Below are 23212 nucleotides of genomic sequence, written 5' to 3'. Positions count from 1 at the left end.
GTGGAAATATTATTAGTAGAAGATGATATGACATTATTTAATGAATTGAGTACAGAGCTGGAGCAGTGGGATTTTATAGTTAAGGGTGTCGATGATTTTGGCGATGTGTTGAGTTTATTTGAACAGATTAACCCTGCAATCGTGATTATGGATGTTAAGCTACCTAAATATGATGGTTTTTATTGGACGCGAAAGATTAGAGAAGTGTCTAATACACCAATATTGTTCTTGTCCTCTAGGGATAATCCTATGGATCAAGTGATGAGCATGGAATTAGGAGCAGATGATTTTGTACAAAAACCCTTTAATACCAGTATATTAATAGCTAAAATTCAAGCTATTTATCGACGTGTATATGAATTTAGTAAAGATGAGAAAAGAGTTATTCAATGGCAAAAGGCGACACTTGATTTAGCAAAGGATAGTATCAATAAGGATGATACAATTATTTATTTATCTAAAACTGAAATGATTATTTTAGAAATGCTAGTGAAAAAACAAGACCAAATCGTCAATAGAGATACAATTATCACAGCGCTCTGGGATGATGAAGCGTTTGTAAGTGATAATACTCTGACAGTTAATGTGAACCGTTTACGTAAAAAATTAGCCGAGATTGATATGAAAGATGCGATTGAGACAAAAATTGGTAAAGGTTACATGGCACATGGAGCATCTTAAATGGTTTTTCTTATTTTTAAGAACACGTATTAGTTGGATTTTATGGATAATGTTGTTGCATCTAATTTTTCTAGGTATTGCGTATATTGACTATGATATAAGTGTGGGAAGCATTTATTATATTATTATTTTAAATTTAGGTTTAACTTCATTGTTCTTAGTATTTACATATGTGAAGGAAATTAAGTTTTTTATACATTTAAACGATAATATAGAGCCTGAAGAATTAAAGCATAAAGGCCTTGCTGATACACCGTTCCAACAAAAAATGGTCGAATACTTATATAATCAAATTACAAGTCAAAAGTTAATTGTGACCAAGCAAAGAATGAAAATTCAATCTACAGAAGCTTCGTTGACAGATTTTGTTCATGATATTAAGACACCAGTTACAGCTATGAAATTGATGATTGAAAAAGAAGCGGACATGGATAAAAAACGTGCATTGTTGTTCGAATGGACTCGTATCAATGATATGTTAGACAAGCAATTGTATTTAACACGTATAGAATCACAAAATAATGATATGTATTTTGAATATGTCCCTTTGAAAAGACTGATTATAGAAGAGATTCAACTGACTCGTTATCTTAGCCAAGCTAAAGGTATTGGTTATGAATTAGATTTAGATGAAAGTCATCATGTTTATACTGATTCAAAATGGTGTAGAATGATGATTCGACAAATATTCTCAAATGCAATTAAGTATAGTGAAAATGGGACGATTTATGTAAAATCATCACTTATCAATGAACAAGTCCAAGTTCAAATTAAGGATGAAGGCCGTGGTATTAGTAAAAAGGATTTACCGCGAATTTTTGATAAAGGTTTCACCTCGACGAATTATAGAAATGAAACGACTTCCTCAGGTATTGGATTATATTTAGTGAATACAGTAAAACAAAATTTAGGTATTCAAGTTGAAGTGGTTTCTGATGAAGGTCATGGGACAGAAGTTACCTTTATTTTCCCAACACAAAATGAGTTAGTGAAAAGAATATCGGAATAATGATAAAGTTGAAGTAACGCCATATCGGTCACTTCAACTTTTATTTTTTTTGACACTAAATAATAATGACTGAATTAAGTTGAACGTTATGAGTTGAAAAAATGAAATAATTATGAAAATATAAGCGTGAAAGATGTTTTTTGATTAGATTACTTTAATAATCTAAAAATTAAAAATCTTGAAACGTCTTGTCAGTGTAGATGTGAACAACTTTATTAATTTTATGAAAATGTAATGTTAAGAATTTGTAAATCTAATTGTAGGATTGTAAATTTTATGCTATTTTCAATAAAGGACAAATAGAGAATTGTGAGATTTTTTAAAACGATTAGAGCAAAAATTCATTTACACTATTTTTACAAAACTGTTTGAAAAGTCAAAAAAATGAGTTTATTGTAAATCTGCGCATGCTCAGTTTGTCAGGAAGTAATTATTAATTTTTTAAATTTATTGAAGGTGATTGGTGACAGTCGCTGTAAATGGAGGATTTTTTGGATGTTAAACAAGAAAAAAGATAAGTTCATGGTGCAACTAGAGGAAATGGTATTCAACTTAGACCGAGCAGCAATTGAATTTGGGAAGATGGATTTTAATACACATTTAGACCTTAAAGCTTATTCAGATAATATTAAAACCTACGAATCTCATGGTGATGAGTTGATGCACCAAGTGATTTCAGATTTAAACCAAACTTTTATTACACCAATTGAACGTGAGGATATCCTCTCTTTATGTAACGCAATTGATGATGTATTAGATGCAATGGAAGAAACTTCAGCAATGTTTGAAATGTATTCAATCGAATACACAGATGAATATATGGCTGAATTTGTAGATAATATACAGAAGGCTGTTGCAGAAATGAAATTAGCAGTGGGCTTACTTGTTGATAAGAAATTATCACATATGCGTATACACTCTATTAACATTAAAGAATTTGAAACAAATTGTGATGGTATATTACGTCAATCAATTAAACACATATTTAATAGTGAAACAGATCCAATCACATTAATTAAAGTAAAAGATATATATGAAAGCATGGAAGAAATTGCTGATAAATGTCAGGCAGTAGCGAATAATTTTGAAACTATAATTATGAAAAATAGCTAAGGAGTCTTAATTTTATGGAATACATTATGATTATCACAGTAGCTATCGTTATTTTTTCACTTGCATTTGACTTTATCAATGGTTTCCATGATACAGCCAATGCTGTTGCTACTGCTGTTTCAACGCGTGCATTAACTCCTAGAACTGCGATTCTATTAGCAGCTGTTATGAACTTTATTGGTGCATTAACATTTACTGGAGTAGCGGGCACAATTACAAAAGATATTGTCGATCCATTTAAATTAGAAAATGGACTTGTCGTAGTTTTAGCGGCGATTATTTCTGCGATTCTTTGGAACTTGATTACTTGGTATTATGGAATTCCTAGTTCATCATCACATGCATTAATCGGTTCTATTGCAGGTGCAGCGATTGCATCTCAAGGTTCATTTGCCGTATTGCATTATCAAGGATTTACAAAAATAATCATCGTATTACTATTATCACCTGTAATTGCTTTTGCAGTAGGGTTTATTATTTATTCGATTGTTAAAGTCGTATTTAAAAATGCTAATCTTACAAAAGCAAATAGAAACTTTAGATTTTTCCAAATTTTCACAGCGTCATTACAATCATTTTCACATGGTACAAACGATGCGCAAAAATCAATGGGTATTATCACTTTAGCACTTATCGTAGCTAATGTTCAGCAAGGTACTAGTGTTGAGCCACAATTATGGGTAAAAGTTGCCTGTGCGACAGCGATGGGTCTTGGTACTGCAGTTGGTGGTTGGAAAATCATCAAAACAGTTGGTGGTAACATTATGAAAATTCGCCCAGCTAATGGGGCAGCAGCTGACTTATCATCAGCACTAACAATCTTTGTAGCATCATCACTACATTTCCCATTATCTACAACACATGTTGTATCATCATCTATTCTTGGTGTTGGTTCAGCAAACCGTATTAAAGGTGTTAAATGGAACACTGCGCAACGTATGATTATCACTTGGGTAATCACATTACCAATTTCAGCGCTTGTAGCAGCAATTATTTATTATATCATTAATATTTTCTTGTAAATGGTTGAATGATAGTTTAAGACTATGAAATAGCCTATACTTAAAGAAGCAATCTGTGCTTATATCGCATAGATTGCTTCTTTTTTTGAAATTATATTCATGTTGGAAATGGTTATTAATCGTTCAACCTATAAATATAGACAATGCTTGTTCTCGACGATTATTCGTCTGAGTAGTTGTCTTACAAACACATGCAGCATTTTGTAGTTTAAATTATGACTATAGAACTATGAAATCTAAAGCGGTTCAATACATTTAATGAGGGAAGGCAACTATAGTCATATGATATCTATGGTCATTGTCGTATACTGTCAGAAATACGCTATATCTATATTCATTAGATGTAAGATTAAATCCATTCATAATGCATCATATAATAAATAAAAAACCGATATGCCTTTGGTGAGATTACCAAATGGCGTATCGGTTACTTTATTTAATCAATTAATGAATGTAATTGTAGCTTGATACTTCTGAAGCTGGGATAGTACGATAGTCAACTGTACCTGGAGGTGTATTATAATTCATTTCTGAAATTAAGATACTACCATCAGGGTTAACACGTTCAACATATGCTACGTGTCCTACAGCACCTGCATATGTTTGTAAAATAGAACCAGCACTTGGTGTATTGTTTACTGTATAACCATCAGCTGCGGCATTGTTTGCCCAGTGATCAGCGTTCCACCAGTATGTACTGATAGGTTGTCCAGTTTCAGCTCTGCGATTAAATACGTGCCAAGTACATTGTCCCCAGTCGTATAAGTTAGCATCGCTTGCTGTTGAACCTGTATTTGAAGTTGTAGTTGATCCCGTAGCTGTACCACCTGAACCGCCTACTCCTGTTCCTCCAGGAATTGTTAATGTTTGATTTGGTTGTATAATATAACTATTTAAGTTGTTTGCAGACATGATGTCTTCTACAGAAACACCATATTTACTTGCAATAATGTCTAATGACTCACCAGATTGTACTGTGTGTGTATTGCCACCTGCTGATTGTTGAGAAGTGTTAGAGTTACTGCTTTGACTTTGTGATCCACTTCCACCAATTTCAATAACTTGTCCCGGAAATACCATATTGTTATTGATATTATTATTTTGCTTAATTTCCTCTACAGAAACACCATATTGTTGTGAAATAGTCCAAAGTGACTCACCCGACTGTACTGTATGTTGTGTCGATGCTTCAGCGTCATGATTAGCTAAAAATGCTGCTGCTCCAGAAGCAGCGGTTACTGCAAATGCTAATTTTTTCAAAAGAACTCCTCCTCTGATACCTTATATATGTCCCGAAGTTATAAGAGCATATAGTTTATAGTAATAATCTAAATACAATTTCCATATTAACAAAAATCACAACCTTTGTGTCCGTTGTTATAAAGTTGTAATATTATTAACATTTTAAGGCAAATAATCCTATGCACGTTGAATACCCTTACAGCCGTATTTAAAACTAATAATATTGATTTAATGTAATAGTTAATTTTCACATTTGTAATATTAATTTATAAATCAATATGTAACAATAGGATTAACTGAAAGCAATTTTAATTATTAAAAAATAAGGTCAAAATTCATATACTTTATATGGTTTGCTGTTTAAAGATGTTATATTGATGTTTGTAGTGACTCATTTTAGTGAAAATGTATGTGAAGTAATATTTTTATCACAAGAATAAACAGTGAGATATCACGCATCAGTGAACCACGCAACTGAGTAGTTGTTAATTAGAGGAGTGAACAATATGGCTGAAACAGCACATAGCACAAAGAAGCAACACCGCCAATCTAATAACAAGTCACAAGCCCGAACATATGGCAAAGTATGGTTATTCTTTGTATATTATTGGATTATTTTTGGCATAGGTTGTTATTTTGGACAATATCTACCTTTAGAATGGCGTCGGCCATTATCTATTGTGTTACTTGTCTTAGTACTGATTACAGTTCTGTTTAACCGTGCGAGACGTTATGGTATCGTCATTTCTCATATATATGCAATTGTCGTAGGACTATTATCATACGCTACCTTTACTGCTTATTTACAAAATTTAGGACCAGAAGTTTTTTATAAAAATGTGATTCTTGCAATTGCAGCATTTATTGTATTTGGATTGATAGGATACTTCCTCATCGGCAATGCTGCGAGTATGGGTAAATATTTATTTGTCACTTTAATTGCATTAATTGTTGCTAGTTTAATAGGTATGTTTATACACAATCCTATATTTCACACAGTGATAACGGTAGTAGGTTTGTTATTGTTCCTATTATATACGTTGTATGACTTTAACCGTATGAAACGCGGACAGTTCTCACCGCGAGAAATGGGCTTTAATTTGTTTATCAATTTATTACACATTATTAAATATGTATTGAACTTAGCTAATAGATTTAAACGCTAAATGTCATAATTAAATAGGGCAACTTTGCCAAGCTAAACACACACTTGATTAATAAAATATTAAGTGTGTGTTTGTTTGTAACGAGGCGTAAATAGATTAACTATGCGTGCATCTATGTTATAAATAGAAAATATTGTATAATATATCATGGTAGTTAAAGTATTTATCGAGAAAGTGAGATGACAGTATGGGACGTAAATGGAATAACATTAAAGAGAAAAAGGCCCAAAAAGATAAAAATACAAGTCGAATTTATGCGAAATTTGGTAAGGAAATCTATGTTGCAGCTAAATCTGGTGAACCAAATCCAGAGTCTAACCAAGCGTTACGTTTAACGTTAGAACGAGCTAAAACATATTCAGTACCTAATCATATTATTGATAGAGCAATTGAGAAAGCAAAGGGCGCTGGCGATGAAAACTTTGATGAATTGAGATATGAAGGTTTCGGTCCTAGTGGTTCAATGATTATTGTCGACGCGTTGACAAATAATGTAAATAGAACAGCATCAGATGTACGTTCTGCATTTGGTAAAAATGGCGGCAATATGGGTGTTTCTGGTTCAGTAGCTTACATGTTTGATCATACTGCTGTGTTTGGTATTGAAGGTAAATCTGTCGACGATACATTAGAATCATTAATGGAACAAGATGTTGATGTACGAGATGTGATTGATGAAGATGGTCTGACAATTGTTTATGCAGAACCTGATCAATTTGCTCAAGTACAAGATGCATTAAAAGCATTTGGTGTGGAAGAATTTAAAGTAGCTGAATTTGAAATGTTACCTCAAACAGATATTGAATTATCTGCAGAAGATCAAGCTACGTTTGAAGGTTTAATTGATGCGTTAGAAGACTTAGAAGACGTACAAAATGTTTTCCACAACGTGGATTTGAAATAATATGAAACATATAGTGAATAACTGGGTAAAACAACTAGAATTAACACCACATCCAGAGGGTGGTTATTATAAAGAAATAATTAAAGGAGAATGGGACGAAACAACATCTCGTGCAAGTTATTCGAGTATCTATTTCTTGTTAACCCATGATAATATTTCCCACTTTCATCGCATTGATGTAGATGAAATTTGGTATTACCATGCTGGAGATTCTTTGACTGTACACATGATTCAGCCAGACGGTACATATAAATATGTCACTATTGGTAATAACATTGATAAAGGTGATGTCTTACAGTATGTTGTACCGAAAGGAACGATATTTGCATCGTCAATTGAAGGTGGACAAGGTTATGCTTTAGTAGGTTGTATGTGTCAGCCAGCCTTTGAATTTAATCACTTTGAAATGTTGAGTGTTGAAAGGCTTAATAAGGATTATCCACACTTAACTGAAATTAATAAAAGATATGCATTATCAGAATCTGAGATTAATCAATCATATTAACACATAAAAAAAGAATGTTATCACATGCGAATTGCGTGGTGTGATAACATTCTTTTTTATTATTTAGCTGTTCCAAATACTTCTTTGGCAATTTCTACTACATAAGCTAGCTTTTGCCATTGTTGTTCTTCAGTTAAGTTATTTCCTTCTTCTGTAGAAGCAAAGCCACATTGTGGACTTAAACAAATTTGATCTAAATCTATATAAGCCTGTGCTTCTTCGATGCGTTTTAGTACGGTTGCTTTATCTTCTAAGTCACCTTTTTTCGAAGTGAACAATCCAAGTACAGCAGCCGATTGCTCTTTAGGGAAGAATCTTAATGGCTCAAAATCACCTGAACGTTCGTCATCATATTCTAGGAAGAAACCACCTAAGTTTTCCTTGAATAAATAAGGTGCGACGGGTTCATAACCACCAGAAATAGCCCATGTTGATTTATAATTACCGCGGCAAATGTGAGTAGTAATTAATAAATCTTCTGGTAAATCTTGTACAGCATCATTGACGACACGGTAAGCCAATTGTCTTGCTACTTCTTTTTCTTCTTCTGAACGATCTCTACCACGTGTCTTTTGAGTACCAGATGTTAAATTTGCCCAGTAAACATCATCCAATTGTATATAACGAGCACCCAATTCATAAAATTTAAGTAAACTATCATGATATGCTTTAGATACATCTTTTGCAAAATCTTCAATATCTGGGTATATATCTTCGTTTAAAATATTTGGATGGAAGAGTTGATTAGGACTTGGGATGGAAACTTTTGCTGTTGCGCGGCCATTTACTTTATCATGTAAAAATTTAAAATGTTCAAAATGAGGATGTTCAGCATTGAATGCTACTTTGTCTACTACTTTGACATTATGATTACGCGTTTCTACACCTTCGAAAGATAAACCTTTTTCAGAAGTATAACCTTCAACACCTGCTAAATTTTCTAAGAAGTCAAAATGCCACCAACTTCTGCGAAATTCGCCATCTGTGATACTATGTAAACCTACTTCTAATTGCTTTTCGATAATATGTTCAATTTCTTCATCTTCGATTTGCTTTAATTTATTAGCATCGATGACGTTATTTTGATAATCAGCGCGGGCGTCTTTTAAACGTTGAGGGCGTAACAAACTGCCGACATGATCCGCTCTGAAAGGTCTATGTGTTATTGCCATGTCTCTATCTCCTTTTATTAAGAATTTTCAGAAAAATATAAATAAAATTTAACAGAATTCAAAAGTAATGTCAATTTCGCTTTTGGGCTATGAAATATAGTACAATAGTACTAAATAAATTGTGCAAAGTTATTTTGGACGTTGAAATGGCATAACAACAGATGACACATAGAAGTCAGTTATATATAATAATGACAAGGAGTTGATGGCAGTGAAAGTAAAATATATTGATAAGCGTCACTGGCGTCGCATCATTGATAGAGAGTATACAGAAGTTAAGGTGAATAATAATAAATACAAAGGGATTATCGGCTTAGTAACGATGAAGAAAGTACGTGAACCATTAGAGGTGAGCGTCGTTGGACAAAATATCGTCGTAGCTGATGATAATTATCAGTGGCTACAAATTTTACCTGAAAAGAAACGTTATAGTATCACAGTGATGTTAGATGACAAGGGCAATCCATTAGAGTATTACTTCGATATAAATATAAAAAATGTAACACAAAAAGGAAATGCTCGTACGATTGATTTATGTTTAGATGTGTTGGTGTTACCGAATGGTAAGTATGAATTGGTGGACGAAGATGATTTGCAACGTGCATTAGATCAAGGGCAAATTACTAGAAAGCAGTACCATGAAGCATATGTTATTGCACATCAACTCATGATTAAGATAGATGAAGATTTCAAGACAATGCAAGATAAGATTATGTATTGCTATCATAAGATAAAGCATAAACCTAAAGCGAAAAAGCCATATAAACATCCCAAACATAAAAAGAATGAGCGTAACCACCATGGGCATAAACCAAAGCATACAAAACATAAGCAACATCCTAATTATGTTTCAAACACACAAAATAAACAAATTGACTCAAAAGAGCAGAATTAAAGTTATTTACCCATTATAGCGGTATAGATTTAGAGATAATCACATTTAAATGCCTGTTGTATCAATAGCTAAGAATCTATCAAAAAGGATATGAATCATTATATCGGTATAGGTATAATCATGTTATAGTAATTATTATGGTTAACAAACAAATAAGAGTATCAGAGACTCAAGTTAAACCATCGACACATTGCATATATAGTTAAATTAATGATAAATGCATTGATTATTAAATGAACAATAGAATGTCAGTTTTTTTGAGCATATAGGGGGATAATATGAAGATTGATGATTATCGCTTGTTAACTACTTTAGACGAAACGAAAACACTACGAAAAGCTGCTGAAATACTCTATATATCACAACCAGCGGTAACACAACGTTTGAAAACCATTGAAAATGCTTTTGGTGTGGAAATCTTTATACGTACGAAAAAGCAACTGATTACGACAACTGAAGGAACTATGATTATAGAACATGCTAGAGATATGTTAAATAGAGAAAGACTATTCCTCGATAAAATGCAAGCGCATATAGGCGAAGTGAATGGGACAATTTCAATAGGTTGTTCGTCGTTAATTGGTCAAACATTGTTACCAGAGGTATTAAATTTATATACAAGACAATTTCCAAATGTAGAAATTCAAGTTCAAGTAGGATCAAGTGAACAAATAAAGGCGAATCATAGAGACTACCATGTAATCATTATTCGTGGTAACAAAATTATGAATTTAAGTAACACACATCTTTTTAACGATGAACATTACTTTATTCATCCAAAAAATCGCTTTGATGAAGTTGATAAATTACCATTTATTGAATTTCAGGCAGATCCGATTTATATTAATCAAATCAAAGAATGGTATAGTAGCCAAATTGGACAAGATTATCGTGCGATGATAACAGTGGATCAAGTCGCAACATGTAAAGAAATGCTACTCAACGGTGTAGGGGTAACGATTTTACCAGAGATTATGATGCGTCATTTAGACGAAGAGCAGTTTGAATTTAAACGCGTTAACATCGATGAGAAACCACTTATTAGATCGACTTATATGAGTTATGATGCAAGTATGTTGCAATTGCCTCAAGTGGATTCATTTATTAATTTAATGATGGAATATGTCGAATCATAAATAAAAAATAAGGCATGTAAATTCAAGCATTCATGTGAATATAATTGGATGGATGTATTCAAACCTATTTTACAAAGAATTGAGGTTAAATCGATGTTTGGAGCATTACTACATATTAAAAATTATAAATTATTTGTGGTGAATATGATGTTGTTAGGTATGGGCATTGCAATAACAGTACCATACCTCATTTTATTTGCTACAAATGAATTAGGCATGACATCGTCACAGTATGGTTTATTATTGGCTTTAGCTGCGATAAGTCAATTTATAATGAATACGATTGTAGCGCGTTTTTCAGATACACATGATATTAACAGAAAATTAATTATAGTCTGTGCGCTATTTATGGGAGCAGTAAGTTTTTCTATTTATTTCTACATCCATGAAATCTGGTTGTTTATCGCTATTTATGCAATATTCCAAGGTTGCTTTGCACCTGCAATGCCACAAATGTATGCATCAGCACGTGAATCTATTAATGCTTCTGCCTCTAGAGATAGAGCAAAGTTTGCTAATGCAGTATTACGTTCAATGTTTTCATTTGGATTTTTATTTGGGCCATTGATTGGAGCTTTATTATTGCAAATGAATGGTTATTCAGGCTTATTTGCAGGAACTATTTCGATTATTTTGTTCACACTCATATTGCAAGTATTTTTCTTTAAAGATATTAAAACCAAGAAAAGTGTTTCTGATGTTACACATGTGGAAGCGGAAGCGCCTAACATGTTACGTGATAAACGTTTATTCGTGCCATTTGCTGCCTTTATTTTATTACATATTGGACAGTGGATGTATACACTCAACATGCCATTATTTGTTACAAAGTATTTAAAGGAACCAGAAGGCTATGTAGGTGGACTTGCCAGCCTTTGTGCAGGATTAGAAGTACCATTTATGGTGTTGTTAGGTGTGTTGTCGGCAAAGTTAGCAACTAGAACATTATTGATGTTAGGTGGTTTGTTTGGAGGATTATTCTACTTTAGCATTGGTGTGTTTGATAGTTTAGTTATGATGTTTGTTGGTCAGGTATTCTTAGCAATCTTCTTAGCAATTTTATTGGGATTAGGTATTAGCTACTTCCAAGATATTTTACCTGACTTTCCGGGATATGCTTCCACGCTTTTTGCTAATGCCATGGTTATCGGGCAGTTGTGTGGTAATTTGCTCGGAGGTATTATGAGTCAATGGGTTGGCTTAGGAAATGTTTTCTTTGTATCAGCATTGTCTATATTTATTGGTATGGTACTCATTTTCTTTACTAAAGATCAAAAATTCACAGAAGAAAGTACGGTGAACTAGATTGTCTCTAATCTTATGGATACTAATTATTTTAGCATTTGTGGTGGCTTTTATTGGTTTGATTAAACCGATTATCCCATCAGTATTAGTTTTATGGATAGGGTTTTTAATTTATCAATTTGGTTTTCATAATCATCATTTAACATGGGTGTTCTATGTTTCAATGATATTATTTACGGTATTTATTTTATTGGCAGATTTCTTAATGAATAAATATTTTGTTAATAAATTTGGAGGTTCAAAGTTAAGTGAATATGCAGCTCTAGTTGGTGTAATTATTGGGTGCTTTGTATTTCCTCCATTTGGTATTATTATCATTCCTTTTGTAGCAGTATTAATAGTAGAATTAATTCAAGAACCTAACCTTTCACAAGCATTGAAGGCAAGCTTCGGCTCAGTTATTGCTTTCTTAGCAAGTTCAGTTGCGCAAGCAATTGTAATGCTTATCATGGTAATTTGGTTCTTTGTTGATGCTTTATTAATTAATTAAATCATTAGTGAGTAATCGAATGAGTTAACAGAATGTAGTGTCGATATTTCAAATAATATTGGTGCTGCATGTGTTAACTCTATTTTATTTTTATTAACTTTAATCATTCAATATATATAGTTATGTCAAATTGTGTAATTAAAAATTTAATGAAAGCGTATTATTTATAAAAATTAATTAAATTTAAGCAACCCTCTTGTTTTCACTAAGCAATTTTTAGTATAATCACAAACATGTTTGAAAAAAATTGAAAACGGAGGGAACCACATATGAAATATCCAGTAGCTATATGGATGCTTGCGATTGGTGCATTTGCGATAGGGATGTCAGAATTTGTAATTATGGGTTTGTTACCAAATATTGCACGTGATTTTGATGTAACAGTCAGTCAAGCAGGACAACTGATTACCGGCTATGCATTAGGTGTAGCGATTGGTGGTCCTATACTAGTAATGTTAACAATCAAATGGAATAGAAAGTATCTACTGCTCGTACTAATGGGAATATTTATTTTGGGAAATATTGCCGTTTCACTAAGTCCTAATTATGGCTTAATGATGACAAGTAGAATTATTACTTCTTTAGCACATGGTTCTTTCTTTGGGATTGGTTCTATTCTTGCAGCAAGTATGGTTAATCCTGAAAAACGTGCAAGTGCAATGGCACTTATGTTTATGGGATTGAGTTTAAGTAATATCTTAGGCGTGCCATTCGGTACATTAGTAGGACAAAATTTTGGTTGGCAAATGACCTTTATCATTATTTCAATTATTGGTGTACTTGCGTTAATAGGAATTATTATATTTGTTCCTATGCGTCGTGAAACTGTGAAATCATCAGTACTCAAAGAATTAAAGATATTAAAAGAAAAGCGTTTGTGGTTAACGTTAGCAGTAACATTGTTTGGTTTTAGTAGCGTTTTTGCTTACTTCACATACATTTCTTCGACGTTAACAGATGTTTCACATGTACCGGAAAACTTGATTTCTTATTTATTAATCATTTTCGGGGTGGGTGTGACATTAGGTAATATTGTAGGTGGTAAACTTGCAGACTGGAATCTAAATAAAGCACTTAAAATTATCTTTGTTGTGTTTATTTTGTATTTCATTTTATTATATTTTGTACAGACAAGCGGTATTCTTATGGTAGCAGGTATTTTCTTCTTTGGTTTAATCGGCTTTAGTATGAGTCCATCTTTACAATTTAAGAGTACGTTAATTTCTAAAGATGCACCAACTTTAGCAAGTACTTTAAATCAATCTGCATTTAATTTAGGTAATGCATTAGGTGCCTTTATTGGTGGTGTTGTGGTTACAAACTTACCACTTGCATCATTAAGTTTAATTGCACCTATTTTAACTGTTATCGGTTTAATATTCTTATTTATCAGTATAGCTGTTGAACGTAAGGAAGATACACTAGTATCTCATTCATAGTTAAACGTTATTGTTTCATGTGTTTGATGTAGTATATGCCATATAAATAATGAATTTACTACTTGTGTTTAAAATAAAGTGTCTCAAGGACATACAATAAAGCACACAGATAAATTATCAATTTATCTGTGTGCTTTTTTAATATTTAAATATTACGTATTGTTGTCTCGCTTTCCTAGGGGACAGCTTCAGCCTGTAGTCTTCAGCTTGTCCTGTTCCCACAGGAGTCTCGCCAAAATACGTTTAAAGAATTATGATTTTACATTGAAATACTTTAAGGTACGTTAATTAAATATCTTTTGTTTATGTTTAAATCATAAAACACACAGTACTTCATTTATTATTTGTTGTCTCGCTTTCCTATTTGCCTTCTCGTTTTTGGTCTTCAACTGTCATTGCTTCTTTGGAGTCTCACCTATATACAATGTGTCTATGTGTAAAGTCAGATTAGTATACTATTGAAAGAAAAAGTTAAGATCCTCTCATTTAATAACCACTTATAAAATAAAATACTGAAATATTTTAAGTATAAAGACTGTAACATGACTCAGCTAGACTACCAAAGGTAACTTCAGTACGTATGTGATCAAATGTTATATCGCGTTAAGTTAATGAAATCGTTGAAATAAGGCCTGGAAATAAATTTGATGAATTCAAATGTTAGCATAGTTGTAAAACATATCACTCCAAATAATATTGAAATAGGCAATTTCTATATTATTTCAATAGAAATTGCCTGTTTATACAGATCCAAAACTTTATGTTTCAGACTCGTTATTTTATAAAAATGTGTTTTATAAGGAAGTAGTTGTTTCCTTTTTAATGAATTTGTGATCTATATACAAGGCAATGGGTAACACGATGAATGAGATAATGATAAATGTCCAATTACCAACAAAGATATAGGGTCCAAAATCTAAGCTAGATTGTGGAATAAAAAATACATAAAATATTGCTGATAATAGGAGCAATATTACTATATATGTAATTATCCAAGTCCAATGTGATTTTGTAAAGCACTGCATCTGTACTGTTTTAAAAGCCATCCAAATAAACAAAAAGATGATGAAAATGCCAATGAGTATCATGATTGGGAATGTATATAAATATAGACGATTCGCGCCAATGAAGAAACCTATAAAGCCCTTTAAAAAACAAAAGATACCAAAAAATAATAATAGATGTTGAACGATGTATTTAAAAATATTGTACAGTGTTTCATTAGGCAATTTTTTTAACTCTTTTTTGGCATGTGCTTTTGGATCATGGTCAAAGAAATCCATAGCTAAAGTGCCATTACTTTCAGCTTTAAAAAGTTGATTTAAAATGCGATTCAACATTTTTTCAGAATCATGAGGATTCACACTTAAATCAGCACGTACATATGTCATATAATTTTCGAAAATTTCTCTATCCGTATTATTTAGGCGTAAAGATTTAACATTATTTTCGCGCATCAATTTTTCAGTAGATTTCATTTGAATTTCGCATTCCTTTTTATAAAATATTAATGATAGGCTTATTATGACGAATATAATAAGAGAAATCAATATAACTTTTTTATAGGGGGCTACATGCGATATATAACATACGAAGATAAGCATATTATTTCACAAATAGCACAGCTTCATGAAAGTGAACTTGAAAGGCAGAATCAAGATTATCAACAGACAACTTTGTCGGTCGCGTTACGCGAAGAGATGCTCTTAAATGGGTTATACCACGGAACGGATGTCCTAATTACACATATTGTAGATGATACATTAATAGGAGTAATTTGGGGACGCTATTTAAAGCATGAACAGAAGGTCATCATTGAATTTCTATATGTCGCTTTGAGGTATAGACAACAAGGTATAGCATCCAAGTTGAAAGATGAAATAGAGCAATGGGCGATAGAACAGGGAGCTGAGGAAATACAAGGCACAGTTGATGCTCATAATATAATGATGCAACAGTTGAATCAACAAAAAGGTTACCAAGTGAGTAAAGTAATAATGACCAAAAAATTACCGTTAAATAATGAACACAACAAGGATAAATGATAAGATAATTGTGATAAAGTATGAAAAAGGAGCTCCCAAATGAAAAAATGTTTAGCTTTAATATTAGCGTCTACTTTGGCGCTGACTGCATGTGGAAAAAGCGATGAGAAAGCAGCATTAGAGAAAGATGTTAAAAAGCTTGAAAAAGATAATAAATCTTTAAAAGAACAAAAAGAAAAATTACAAAAGCAACATGATAAACTAAAAGACAAGTCAAAAGATTTAGAAAAAGAAATTAACGCAGATACGTAACAAGCATAAGAAAAATATTAGAAATATAGTGAGAGTAATTGTTTAAGAAAATTTCTAAAATCGAACGAAATGACTGCTCAGTATATAAATGATTCGTAAATCAAGCATATGCGGTTTAATTAAATATACTATTATTTTGTCGTTTATTTCCTAGGAAATTATTGTAATATGGTTTTGCTACTTGTTATAATGGGTATCATTAATGATAAATGCAGTTTAGTATATGTGTATTAATTGAAAATATAAAAAAAGAATTGGCTTACTGGATAGTTATGTTGTTTTACATTTGTTTTATAGGGACATTTAAACTAAGGTTAAAACAAATGAATGATTATCCTATATAAGGAGAGAGGTAATTATTATGCATGAACAAGATTTTAATTTATTAGAAGGTCGATCAATAACGCTACCTGAATTAGGTAGAGAAATAGAAAATATTACTGGTAGACAAATAAAAGATTCTACAGGAGAAATCAAACGTGTTATCGCACATTTACCGAATTTTGAATCAGATACGGATACATTCGTAGCTACTTATCAATTGAATCATCAAAATGATTTCATTGATGCAACATTTACTGCTCCGAAAAGTGAGCGTAATCGTTTGAAAGAAATACCGGTTCACGTAGAATTAATTAGTTATATTTCAAGAGCTTAGTGAATTTTGATGTTAGGTGAGTAGCGCGCTATGATTAGTCATAACGCGTTACTTTTGTATAGGGAGTAATTAACCAGTATCGAGGTGTAACAAATGACAGTTTATATTGAAACTGAACGTTTAAGGTTACGTGACTGGGAGGAAAATGATCTACTGCTATTTCAACAAATGAATGCCAATCCGCAAGTTCGAAGATATTTTCCAAGTTTATTAAGTTACCAACGTTCAAAAAGCGATATGAATAAAATGAATAAAGCAATTAATCAAGAAGGTATTGGGCTATTTGCAGTGGAACTAAAGGAGACAAATGGCTGGCTTGGTTTTATTGGTGTAAATTACATAACAAGTGATAGTAAATATAAATTTGATGAATTGCCATTTTATGAAATTGGTTGGCGTTTAATACCTGAAGTGTGGGGCAATGGATTTGCTACAGAAGGTGCAGAAGCAGTATTACAATACGCTAAACAAAAAGGGATATCTGAAGTATATGCATTTTCAACTGAAAATAATATACCATCACGTAAAGTTATGGAAAAGATTGGAATGACCTTTTATGATCATTTTGAGTATCCAGAATTGAGCCCTTATCATGAATTGAAATCGTGTGTACGATATCATATTAAGCTTACTTAATTTTATATATTATTGTCGTTGGGAGATTCGACTATGGGCGCAACAATAATATATACACATATACTTTAAAGAAGTATCAATACAGTGGAAATAATTTTAAATCAAATGTTTTTAATAAGTTATTAATGAATAAATAATGCAACAGGCTGAGATATGTTTAGTTTAATATCTCAGCCTGTTATTTTGATGTTTATTGCGCTGTTAAACAAAGGATAGGAGTAAGAAACGAATGAATAAGTTTGTTACTGTAATTGAATAATCAATTGACTTAGTTGTTTTAATGCGTTGTCTATGTCTGATACATCTATATAGGAATATGAGAATCTGATAGCGCGATTGGCTTGTTCACTATAGATTTCACCTGGGTTGATCAATATGTGATGACTGATGGCTAAATCGAAAAGTGCTTTCATATCAATCGGATGATAGAGCTCAAACCAAATGTAAAACGAACCTTCAGGAATATGCCATGTTCCTAAATTTGAAAAATAACTTGTTAATGATTGTAAGAATTGGTCTCTTTTTATTAATAATTCATGCTTTAATTTTTGAATATGCCATTGGTGATACTGTGGATTTGTAAGCCATTGTGTAGCAATAAATTGAGAAATTGAGCTTGCTCCATAATCATTTTGCATTTTTAAATCTGCTAAGTGTGAAACTACAGTTGATTTACCAATAATCCAACCTATTCTTAGTCCAGGGCTTACAGATTTTGATAGACTACCTAAATAAAGAATGTTGTCGTTATGATCTAGTGACTTTAATGGGCGTGGTCTAGGACTATTAAAGTAGAGCTCGCCATATACGTCATCTTCAACAATTGGAATACCATGTAGTTGGCATTGGTGAACGATTTTTTTGCGTTCTTCTATACTATAGCTATGTTGTGTCGGATTATGACAGGTTGGGATAGTATAGAATAGACTATGTCTAAAACGTTGTGAATGATTAAATATATGATTGATATTACGTTTGATTGTTGAAATTGGTAGTGACTTTAATTCAGCATGTATATTGTGCCATGTTCGAATGGAATGAATATATGAAGGCGATTCAATAATGATATGTGATTGTGGTACCAGTAAACCATCAGCAATTAATTTCAATCCTTGTAATGCCCCTGAAGTAATGCATATTTGATCTACCGTGCAGTCAATTCCCCATTGTTTCACATGCTCGACAATAGCGCTTCTTAAACTCAAACTCCCTAACGGGTATTCATAATTTGATGTTAACGGAATATCATTACTCTGTGCTAGTATTTCTTTGAATTGTTGGTTAGGGATTAAACTTGGACTTAACTCTCCGGTACTGAGCCTATATAAATCTGAACGAAATTCTAATTCATTGATTCGTTGTATAAAATACTGATTATTTTTAGAAGTACTGTGACTCATATAAGTTTGCCATTGAATATTATCTTTGATATAAGTATTCCATTTGTTATCGGCAATAAATAATCCGTTTCTTGGTTTACTTTCAATAGTGCCATAGCTTTGTAATATATCCAAAGCTTGTATCACAGTTGAGCGATTCACTTGATACATTGTGGCTAGTTCACGTTGAGTTGGTAATTTCATACCAGCTTCAAGTGAGCCATTTTGAATTTGGAGAAGGATATCATCGATAATTTGTTGGTATTTTGCTTTTCCCATTAGCAAACGACTCCTCATGATTGGTTGGGTTATAAATTATGTCGTGGTTGGTCAAAATATTTGAATTTTATTATAGCATAATGATTATAGATTTATATAAATTCTTACGATTATGGGTTGTGCCATAGCATGTTAAGAGAAGCTAATTTGGAGGGACGTTCGTTGATAGAAGCTATTATACATGGATTTATTTTAGCACTAGGCTTAATCCTACCATTAGGAGCACAGAATATTTTTATTTTTAACCAGGGTGCCAACTATAATGGTTTGAAAAGTGTCGCGCCAGTTATTATTGCGGCAGGGTGTTGTGATACGTTTCTTATACTATTAGCAGTATTAGGTGTGTCGCTAATCTTTTATTCGCTACCAATGTTACAAGTAATCATATATGTAATTGGGTTAGTATTTTTACTATATATGGCTTGGACATTATGGAATGAACAAGTTGGAAAGGTGTCTCAACAGTCGGCATTGTCAGTCAAAAAACAAATTACTTTTGCAATGTCAGTTTCTCTATTAAATCCACACGCTGTTATGGACACAGTAGGTGTAATAGGGACCAATGCAACACTGTATCATGGTGAGGATAAGGTGGCATTTACTATTGCTACTATATTGGTTTCATGGATATGGTTTGTCTTGCTTGCAATATTGGGAAAAACTTTACATCACATAGATAAGAGAGGCAAATGGATTGTATTACTTAATAAAATATCAAGTATTATTATCTTAGTTGTGGTATTTATTATTATTAAACAACTTATCCAATTATTTAAATAAGCGGGTAATGTTTGACGTGAAACTTTAATAATAAGGTTTAAAAGGCAAAACATTCACCAGACGGTGATTTGAAAATATGTAATAAAAAATGCTATTCCTCTCATAACGTAGAGAAGAATAGCATTTTTATTGTATATGAAAACTATTACTTTAGGATGGAACAGAGTGCTTTGGTAAGCAACTAACAAAGATGAAAGTAAATCTAATACGTTTTAATGATAGTGACGATTAGTCATATGTTCTAATACCTAATGGTTGGTAGGTATTAATTGTTTCAAATAGCTGTTCGGGCGTTTCGCACAATGGGGCCAGTGATTTATATTTATCATCGATAAAACCTTCCTCAATCATATGATGAATCATAGTATTTAATGGGTCATAGAAATGATTGATATTATAAATTGCGATTGGTTTTTCATGAATACCTATTTGTGCCCAACTATACATTTCGAAAAACTCTTCTAATGATCCAGCACCACCTGGAGCCATAACGAAGGCATCTGCAAGCTCTGCCATTTTATACTTTCGTTCATGCATTGAATCAACTAGTATAAGTTCTGTTAGTTTTTGACTAGTGATTTCGCGTTCATTTAACATGTTAGGCATAACACCGATGGCGCGTCCACCATGGTCTAACACACCATCTTGAATTGCGCCCATAATACCAACAGAACCAGCGCCAAACACAAGTTCATAGCCTTGTTCTGCCATACTTTTACCTAATTGATATGCTTCTTTCATATATGTTTCATTGTTTCCTTTACTTGCACCACAATAAACAGCAATGCGTTTCATATTCATATCCTCCTTTGTTTATAACAATTCTTGAATTAACGTTATAAATTTTGACTCAAAAACTTTAATATCTTGATTTGTAAAGGGAGCAGGTCCTTTTGTCCGACCGCCACTTTTTCGAAACTGTGCGCTGACATGGCGCTGTTCTAATAATGTATTAATATTTTGTGTATCATAATGAAATCCTTTGTGGTGGAGTACAGTATGTACCTTGTTGATTAGTAAACTGGCTAAACCATAGTCTTGTGTAATCACAATGTCATTTGATTTGGCGAGTTGCACAATACGATAATCAACGGCGTCTGGTCCATCATCAACATATTTAGTATCTACATGAGCAGGCTGTATTACAGTAGAAAAGTGACTAAAACTACGTACTATTATAACAAAAATGCCTGTCCCTTTGGTCAATTCAATAACTGAATTGGTTACAGGACAAGCATCTCCATCTATTATGACTCGTGTCATGAAATTATTTGCCTTTTTCTTCGTTGTTTTGTTTTACGACACTTTTTGCAACGTAGTTTTTATATTTTTTAAATTCAGCTAATCTAGCTTTTTTATTCTGCTCTTGTTCTTTTTCTTCTTGTTTATGGCGTTTATCAATATTTTTTTGTAGAATTTTATCTAATTTATTGATATCTTTACGGTTATCTTTTTCTAACTTCTCGCCTTTTTTCTCTATAGTAGCGTCAAGCTTTCCAGGTGTAAGACCAACTTTTTCCATATGTTTGTTGGCTTTTTTCATGTCTTTAATACGTTGCTTTTTGTTTTCTTCGCGTAATTTATCTTCTTGTTTATGACGCTTTTCGATGTTTTTTTGTAAAATTTTATCCATTTTACTAGCTTCTTTACGATTTTCTTTAGCTAATTTCTCGCCTTTTTTCTCGATATAAGCAGGGTCATGTTCTTTAGCAATACGCTTTAATTCACGTTTTTGATCTCTGTCATGTTTTTTCTCTACGACATAGTCTTTTGCAGTAGATGATTTATCAACAACTGCATCTTTAAATTGAACTGATTTACCTGCTACTGTTTTTGAAGCACTTACAGTTTTATCTGTAGCCTTTTTAACATCTGGATGATCTTTTATTTTTTTTCGCTCAACAATTAGAGGTACTAAAAACACAGGAGCTACTGTGATGATTGTTTTGATTAATTGTTTTTTGTCCATACTCGTTGCCTCCATTTAATTTATACTATCTTCATATTACCCTATGATACATGAAAATAAACTGTAATTACAGTTTTATAAAAGGCTTATTAAAAATAAATAAATAGCGCGCTACGCATTTAAATCCTCGAGATATATGCTCTTGGTGCAAAAAAAGATTGGGCACATGCGACGCATGTGTCCAATCTTAAAGTATGTTGTAATTATGCATTTGTGATGCCTTGTCCAATACCAAAACCAAAGTAAAGAATTGCAATGATAATAACTAAAATAATTCGGTAAATTGCAAATGGAATCAGCTTTACTTTACTGATTAAGAATAGGAACGTCTTAATTGCGATTAAACCAACTATAAATGCAGCTAAGAAACCTAAAATATAGAATCCGATATCACTGATGTGAATATATTCCATATTTTTGACTAAAGATAGTGCACTTGCTGCTAGCATAACTGGGACAGCCATAATAAATGTAAAATCAGAGGCTGCTTTATGGTTCATCTTCATTAATACCCCAGTTGAAATTGTTGACCCTGATCTACTGAAACCTGGCCACATCGCTACAGCTTGTGATAAGCCAATGACAAAGGCTTGGAAGTAGTTGATTTGGTCTACAGTTTTAGGGTTAGTAACTTTTTTGCTATAGATGTCTGCAACTATCATGTAAATTGCACCTATAAACAACCCAATCATAACTGTTGGAACACTAAATAAATATTTTTCAATTACGTCATCAAATAATACGCCTAAAATACCTGCAGGAATCATACCTACTAAGATATGTAATAAATTCAAACGTTTAGGCTTTTGGCCAATACCGTCGATGGGTTCTGATTTATATTTACCAATGTGTAACATTTCAAAATAACGTTCTCTGAATACCCATGCACCGGCAAAAACAGAGCCGAGTTGAATTACAATTTTAAAAGTGAAAGCGGACTGAGAGCCGAGGAACTCACTTGATTTCAACCACATGTCATCAATTAATATCATATGACCTGTAGATGAAACAGGGGCAAATTCAGTTAAGCCTTCTACAATACCTAAGATAATACCTTTTATTAATTCAAGTATTAACATATTTTACCTACTTTCTGTCTTTTTGTTCAATAATATGGTGCTGTTCATTTTTTAAT

25 protein-coding genes are annotated in these 23212 nt (G+C 32.4%); 17 read left to right on the top strand and 8 right to left on the bottom strand.

Annotated features, from left to right (window positions below; translation table 11 throughout):
* From ACY191_RS12685 to ACY191_RS12670, 4 genes are all read left to right on the top strand, one after another.
* Entirely contained in the window at nt 1-681 is a 681-nt protein-coding gene (locus ACY191_RS12685) for a response regulator transcription factor (protein ID WP_042738137.1), read from the top strand.
* Nucleotides 668-1690 carry a sensor histidine kinase gene (locus tag ACY191_RS12680; RefSeq protein ID WP_042738138.1) on the top strand — a complete coding sequence of 341 codons (1023 nt, stop codon included), beginning with the start codon at nt 668-670 and terminating at the stop codon, nt 1688-1690. Before ACY191_RS12685 ends, ACY191_RS12680 begins: the two co-directional genes overlap by 14 nt.
* A 495-nt stretch (nt 1691-2185) precedes the next feature.
* On the top strand, nt 2186-2803 hold the full coding sequence (locus tag ACY191_RS12675) for a DUF47 domain-containing protein (RefSeq protein ID WP_042738139.1): 618 nt from the start codon (nt 2186-2188) through the stop codon (nt 2801-2803).
* A gap of 14 nt (nt 2804-2817) precedes the next feature.
* On the top strand, nt 2818-3825 hold the full coding sequence (locus ACY191_RS12670) for an inorganic phosphate transporter (RefSeq protein WP_042738140.1): 1008 nt from the start codon (nt 2818-2820) through the stop codon (nt 3823-3825).
* A 444-nt stretch (nt 3826-4269) separates the two neighbouring features.
* Here the strand turns inward: ACY191_RS12670 and ACY191_RS12665 are convergent, their stop codons facing one another.
* The gene (locus tag ACY191_RS12665; protein ID WP_042738141.1) at nt 4270-5085 is read right to left on the bottom strand and encodes a LysM peptidoglycan-binding domain-containing protein; all 816 of its coding nucleotides are present in this window, start codon (nt 5083-5085) and stop codon (nt 4270-4272) included.
* 488 nt (nt 5086-5573) lie between these two features.
* On the opposite strand from ACY191_RS12665, the gene ACY191_RS12660 reads away from it, so the two are divergent.
* From ACY191_RS12660 to ACY191_RS12650, 3 genes are all read left to right on the top strand, one after another.
* Entirely contained in the window at nt 5574-6233 is a 660-nt protein-coding gene (locus tag ACY191_RS12660; RefSeq protein WP_042738142.1) for a Bax inhibitor-1/YccA family protein, read from the top strand.
* A 187-nt stretch (nt 6234-6420) separates the two neighbouring features.
* Nucleotides 6421-7137 (top strand): YebC/PmpR family DNA-binding transcriptional regulator, encoded by a 717-nt coding sequence (locus tag ACY191_RS12655; protein WP_042738143.1) that lies wholly within the window; start codon nt 6421-6423, stop codon nt 7135-7137.
* Between the two features lies 1 nt (nt 7138).
* A complete protein-coding gene (locus ACY191_RS12650; RefSeq protein WP_042738144.1) occupies nt 7139-7642 on the top strand; it encodes a cupin domain-containing protein in 504 nt (167 codons plus the stop codon).
* Nucleotides 7643-7701: 59 nt separating this feature from the next.
* Here ACY191_RS12650 and ACY191_RS12645 read toward each other — a convergent pair whose 3' ends face one another.
* The gene (locus ACY191_RS12645) at nt 7702-8814 is read right to left on the bottom strand and encodes a 5-methyltetrahydropteroyltriglutamate--homocysteine S-methyltransferase (RefSeq protein ID WP_042738145.1); all 1113 of its coding nucleotides are present in this window, start codon (nt 8812-8814) and stop codon (nt 7702-7704) included.
* A gap of 211 nt (nt 8815-9025) precedes the next feature.
* On the opposite strand from ACY191_RS12645, the gene ACY191_RS12640 reads away from it, so the two are divergent.
* The 5 genes from ACY191_RS12640 (at nt 9026) to ACY191_RS12620 (ending at nt 14079) form a co-directional block, all read left to right on the top strand.
* Nucleotides 9026-9709, top strand: coding sequence for a ribonuclease FAU-1 family protein (locus ACY191_RS12640; RefSeq protein WP_229366978.1), 684 nt, complete (start codon nt 9026-9028; stop codon nt 9707-9709).
* Between the two features lie 278 nt (nt 9710-9987).
* Nucleotides 9988-10845, top strand: coding sequence for a LysR family transcriptional regulator (locus ACY191_RS12635; protein WP_042738146.1), 858 nt, complete (start codon nt 9988-9990; stop codon nt 10843-10845).
* Between the two features lie 93 nt (nt 10846-10938).
* Nucleotides 10939-12150: a sugar efflux transporter gene (locus ACY191_RS12630; RefSeq protein ID WP_107527407.1), complete on the top strand. Its 1212-nt coding sequence runs from the start codon at nt 10939-10941 to the stop codon at nt 12148-12150.
* Between the two features lies 1 nt (nt 12151).
* Nucleotides 12152-12640 carry a DUF456 domain-containing protein gene (locus ACY191_RS12625; protein WP_042738147.1) on the top strand — a complete coding sequence of 163 codons (489 nt, stop codon included), beginning with the start codon at nt 12152-12154 and terminating at the stop codon, nt 12638-12640.
* 269 nt (nt 12641-12909) lie between these two features.
* Nucleotides 12910-14079 (top strand): MFS transporter, encoded by a 1170-nt coding sequence (locus ACY191_RS12620; protein ID WP_042738148.1) that lies wholly within the window; start codon nt 12910-12912, stop codon nt 14077-14079.
* Between the two features lie 794 nt (nt 14080-14873).
* On the opposite strand, the gene ACY191_RS12615 is transcribed toward ACY191_RS12620, so the two are convergent.
* Nucleotides 14874-15557: a DUF1129 family protein gene (locus tag ACY191_RS12615; RefSeq protein ID WP_463270054.1), complete on the bottom strand. Its 684-nt coding sequence runs from the start codon at nt 15555-15557 to the stop codon at nt 14874-14876.
* Between the two features lie 96 nt (nt 15558-15653).
* Between ACY191_RS12615 and ACY191_RS12610 the strand changes: the two genes are divergently transcribed.
* The 4 genes from ACY191_RS12610 to ACY191_RS12595 all read left to right on the top strand — a co-directional run bounded on the left by ACY191_RS12610 (nt 15654) and on the right by ACY191_RS12595 (nt 17670).
* Nucleotides 15654-16124, top strand: a complete 471-nt coding sequence (locus ACY191_RS12610) for a GNAT family N-acetyltransferase (protein ID WP_229366979.1) — start codon at nt 15654-15656, stop codon at nt 16122-16124.
* A 39-nt stretch (nt 16125-16163) separates the two neighbouring features.
* A complete protein-coding gene (locus ACY191_RS12605) occupies nt 16164-16376 on the top strand; it encodes an SA0632 family lipoprotein (protein WP_052495406.1) in 213 nt (70 codons plus the stop codon).
* Between the two features lie 361 nt (nt 16377-16737).
* A complete protein-coding gene (locus ACY191_RS12600; RefSeq protein ID WP_042738151.1) occupies nt 16738-17034 on the top strand; it encodes a hypothetical protein in 297 nt (98 codons plus the stop codon).
* A 93-nt stretch (nt 17035-17127) separates the two neighbouring features.
* Entirely contained in the window at nt 17128-17670 is a 543-nt protein-coding gene (locus ACY191_RS12595) for a GNAT family N-acetyltransferase (protein ID WP_042738152.1), read from the top strand.
* Between the two features lie 242 nt (nt 17671-17912).
* Here the strand turns inward: ACY191_RS12595 and ACY191_RS12590 are convergent, their stop codons facing one another.
* Complete coding sequence (locus tag ACY191_RS12590) at nt 17913-19328, bottom strand: aminotransferase-like domain-containing protein (protein ID WP_232165284.1); 1416 nt, start codon at nt 19326-19328, stop codon at nt 17913-17915.
* Nucleotides 19329-19490: 162 nt separating this feature from the next.
* Here ACY191_RS12590 and ACY191_RS12585 point away from each other — a divergent pair, with 162 nt between their 5' ends.
* Complete coding sequence (locus ACY191_RS12585) at nt 19491-20108, top strand: LysE/ArgO family amino acid transporter (protein WP_107513194.1); 618 nt, start codon at nt 19491-19493, stop codon at nt 20106-20108.
* A 228-nt stretch (nt 20109-20336) separates the two neighbouring features.
* Here ACY191_RS12585 and ACY191_RS12580 read toward each other — a convergent pair whose 3' ends face one another.
* The 4 genes from ACY191_RS12580 to ACY191_RS12565 all read right to left on the bottom strand — a co-directional run bounded on the left by ACY191_RS12580 (nt 20337) and on the right by ACY191_RS12565 (nt 23156).
* Nucleotides 20337-20903 (bottom strand): LOG family protein, encoded by a 567-nt coding sequence (locus ACY191_RS12580; protein ID WP_042738155.1) that lies wholly within the window; start codon nt 20901-20903, stop codon nt 20337-20339.
* A gap of 18 nt (nt 20904-20921) precedes the next feature.
* A complete protein-coding gene (locus tag ACY191_RS12575; protein WP_229366981.1) occupies nt 20922-21371 on the bottom strand; it encodes a YaiI/YqxD family protein in 450 nt (149 codons plus the stop codon).
* A gap of 4 nt (nt 21372-21375) precedes the next feature.
* The gene (locus ACY191_RS12570) at nt 21376-22077 is read right to left on the bottom strand and encodes a hypothetical protein (RefSeq protein ID WP_229366982.1); all 702 of its coding nucleotides are present in this window, start codon (nt 22075-22077) and stop codon (nt 21376-21378) included.
* Between the two features lie 203 nt (nt 22078-22280).
* On the bottom strand, nt 22281-23156 hold the full coding sequence (locus ACY191_RS12565; RefSeq protein ID WP_042738158.1) for an undecaprenyl-diphosphate phosphatase: 876 nt from the start codon (nt 23154-23156) through the stop codon (nt 22281-22283).
* Nucleotides 23157-23212: the final 56 nt, after the last annotated feature.

This window comes from Staphylococcus sp. TCBT05 (assembly GCF_055179755.1).
This window is presented reverse-complemented; position numbering and strand designations above follow the sequence as displayed.

Excerpts from the sequence above, each read along its gene's own strand:
- ACY191_RS12680 (WP_042738138.1), top strand. The coding sequence starts at position 668 with ATGGAGCATCTTAAATGGTTTTTCTTATTTTTAAGAACACGTATTAGT.
- ACY191_RS12675 (WP_042738139.1), top strand. The coding sequence starts at position 2,186 with ATGTTAAACAAGAAAAAAGATAAGTTCATGGTGCAACTAGAGGAAATG.
- ACY191_RS12670 (WP_042738140.1), top strand. The coding sequence starts at position 2,818 with ATGGAATACATTATGATTATCACAGTAGCTATCGTTATTTTTTCACTT.
- ACY191_RS12660 (WP_042738142.1), top strand. The coding sequence starts at position 5,574 with ATGGCTGAAACAGCACATAGCACAAAGAAGCAACACCGCCAATCTAAT.
- ACY191_RS12655 (WP_042738143.1), top strand. The coding sequence starts at position 6,421 with ATGGGACGTAAATGGAATAACATTAAAGAGAAAAAGGCCCAAAAAGAT.
- ACY191_RS12650 (WP_042738144.1), top strand. The coding sequence starts at position 7,139 with ATGAAACATATAGTGAATAACTGGGTAAAACAACTAGAATTAACACCA.
- ACY191_RS12645 (WP_042738145.1), bottom strand. The coding sequence starts at position 8,814 with ATGGCAATAACACATAGACCTTTCAGAGCGGATCATGTCGGCAGTTTG.
- ACY191_RS12635 (WP_042738146.1), top strand. The coding sequence starts at position 9,988 with ATGAAGATTGATGATTATCGCTTGTTAACTACTTTAGACGAAACGAAA.
- ACY191_RS12630 (WP_107527407.1), top strand. The coding sequence starts at position 10,939 with ATGTTTGGAGCATTACTACATATTAAAAATTATAAATTATTTGTGGTG.
- ACY191_RS12620 (WP_042738148.1), top strand. The coding sequence starts at position 12,910 with ATGAAATATCCAGTAGCTATATGGATGCTTGCGATTGGTGCATTTGCG.
- ACY191_RS12615 (WP_463270054.1), bottom strand. The coding sequence starts at position 15,557 with ATGAAATCTACTGAAAAATTGATGCGCGAAAATAATGTTAAATCTTTA.
- ACY191_RS12610 (WP_229366979.1), top strand. The coding sequence starts at position 15,654 with ATGCGATATATAACATACGAAGATAAGCATATTATTTCACAAATAGCA.
- ACY191_RS12605 (WP_052495406.1), top strand. The coding sequence starts at position 16,164 with ATGAAAAAATGTTTAGCTTTAATATTAGCGTCTACTTTGGCGCTGACT.
- ACY191_RS12600 (WP_042738151.1), top strand. The coding sequence starts at position 16,738 with ATGCATGAACAAGATTTTAATTTATTAGAAGGTCGATCAATAACGCTA.
- ACY191_RS12595 (WP_042738152.1), top strand. The coding sequence starts at position 17,128 with ATGACAGTTTATATTGAAACTGAACGTTTAAGGTTACGTGACTGGGAG.
- ACY191_RS12590 (WP_232165284.1), bottom strand. The coding sequence starts at position 19,328 with ATGGGAAAAGCAAAATACCAACAAATTATCGATGATATCCTTCTCCAA.
- ACY191_RS12580 (WP_042738155.1), bottom strand. The coding sequence starts at position 20,903 with ATGAAACGCATTGCTGTTTATTGTGGTGCAAGTAAAGGAAACAATGAA.
- ACY191_RS12575 (WP_229366981.1), bottom strand. The coding sequence starts at position 21,371 with ATGACACGAGTCATAATAGATGGAGATGCTTGTCCTGTAACCAATTCA.
- ACY191_RS12570 (WP_229366982.1), bottom strand. The coding sequence starts at position 22,077 with ATGGACAAAAAACAATTAATCAAAACAATCATCACAGTAGCTCCTGTG.
- ACY191_RS12565 (WP_042738158.1), bottom strand. The coding sequence starts at position 23,156 with ATGTTAATACTTGAATTAATAAAAGGTATTATCTTAGGTATTGTAGAA.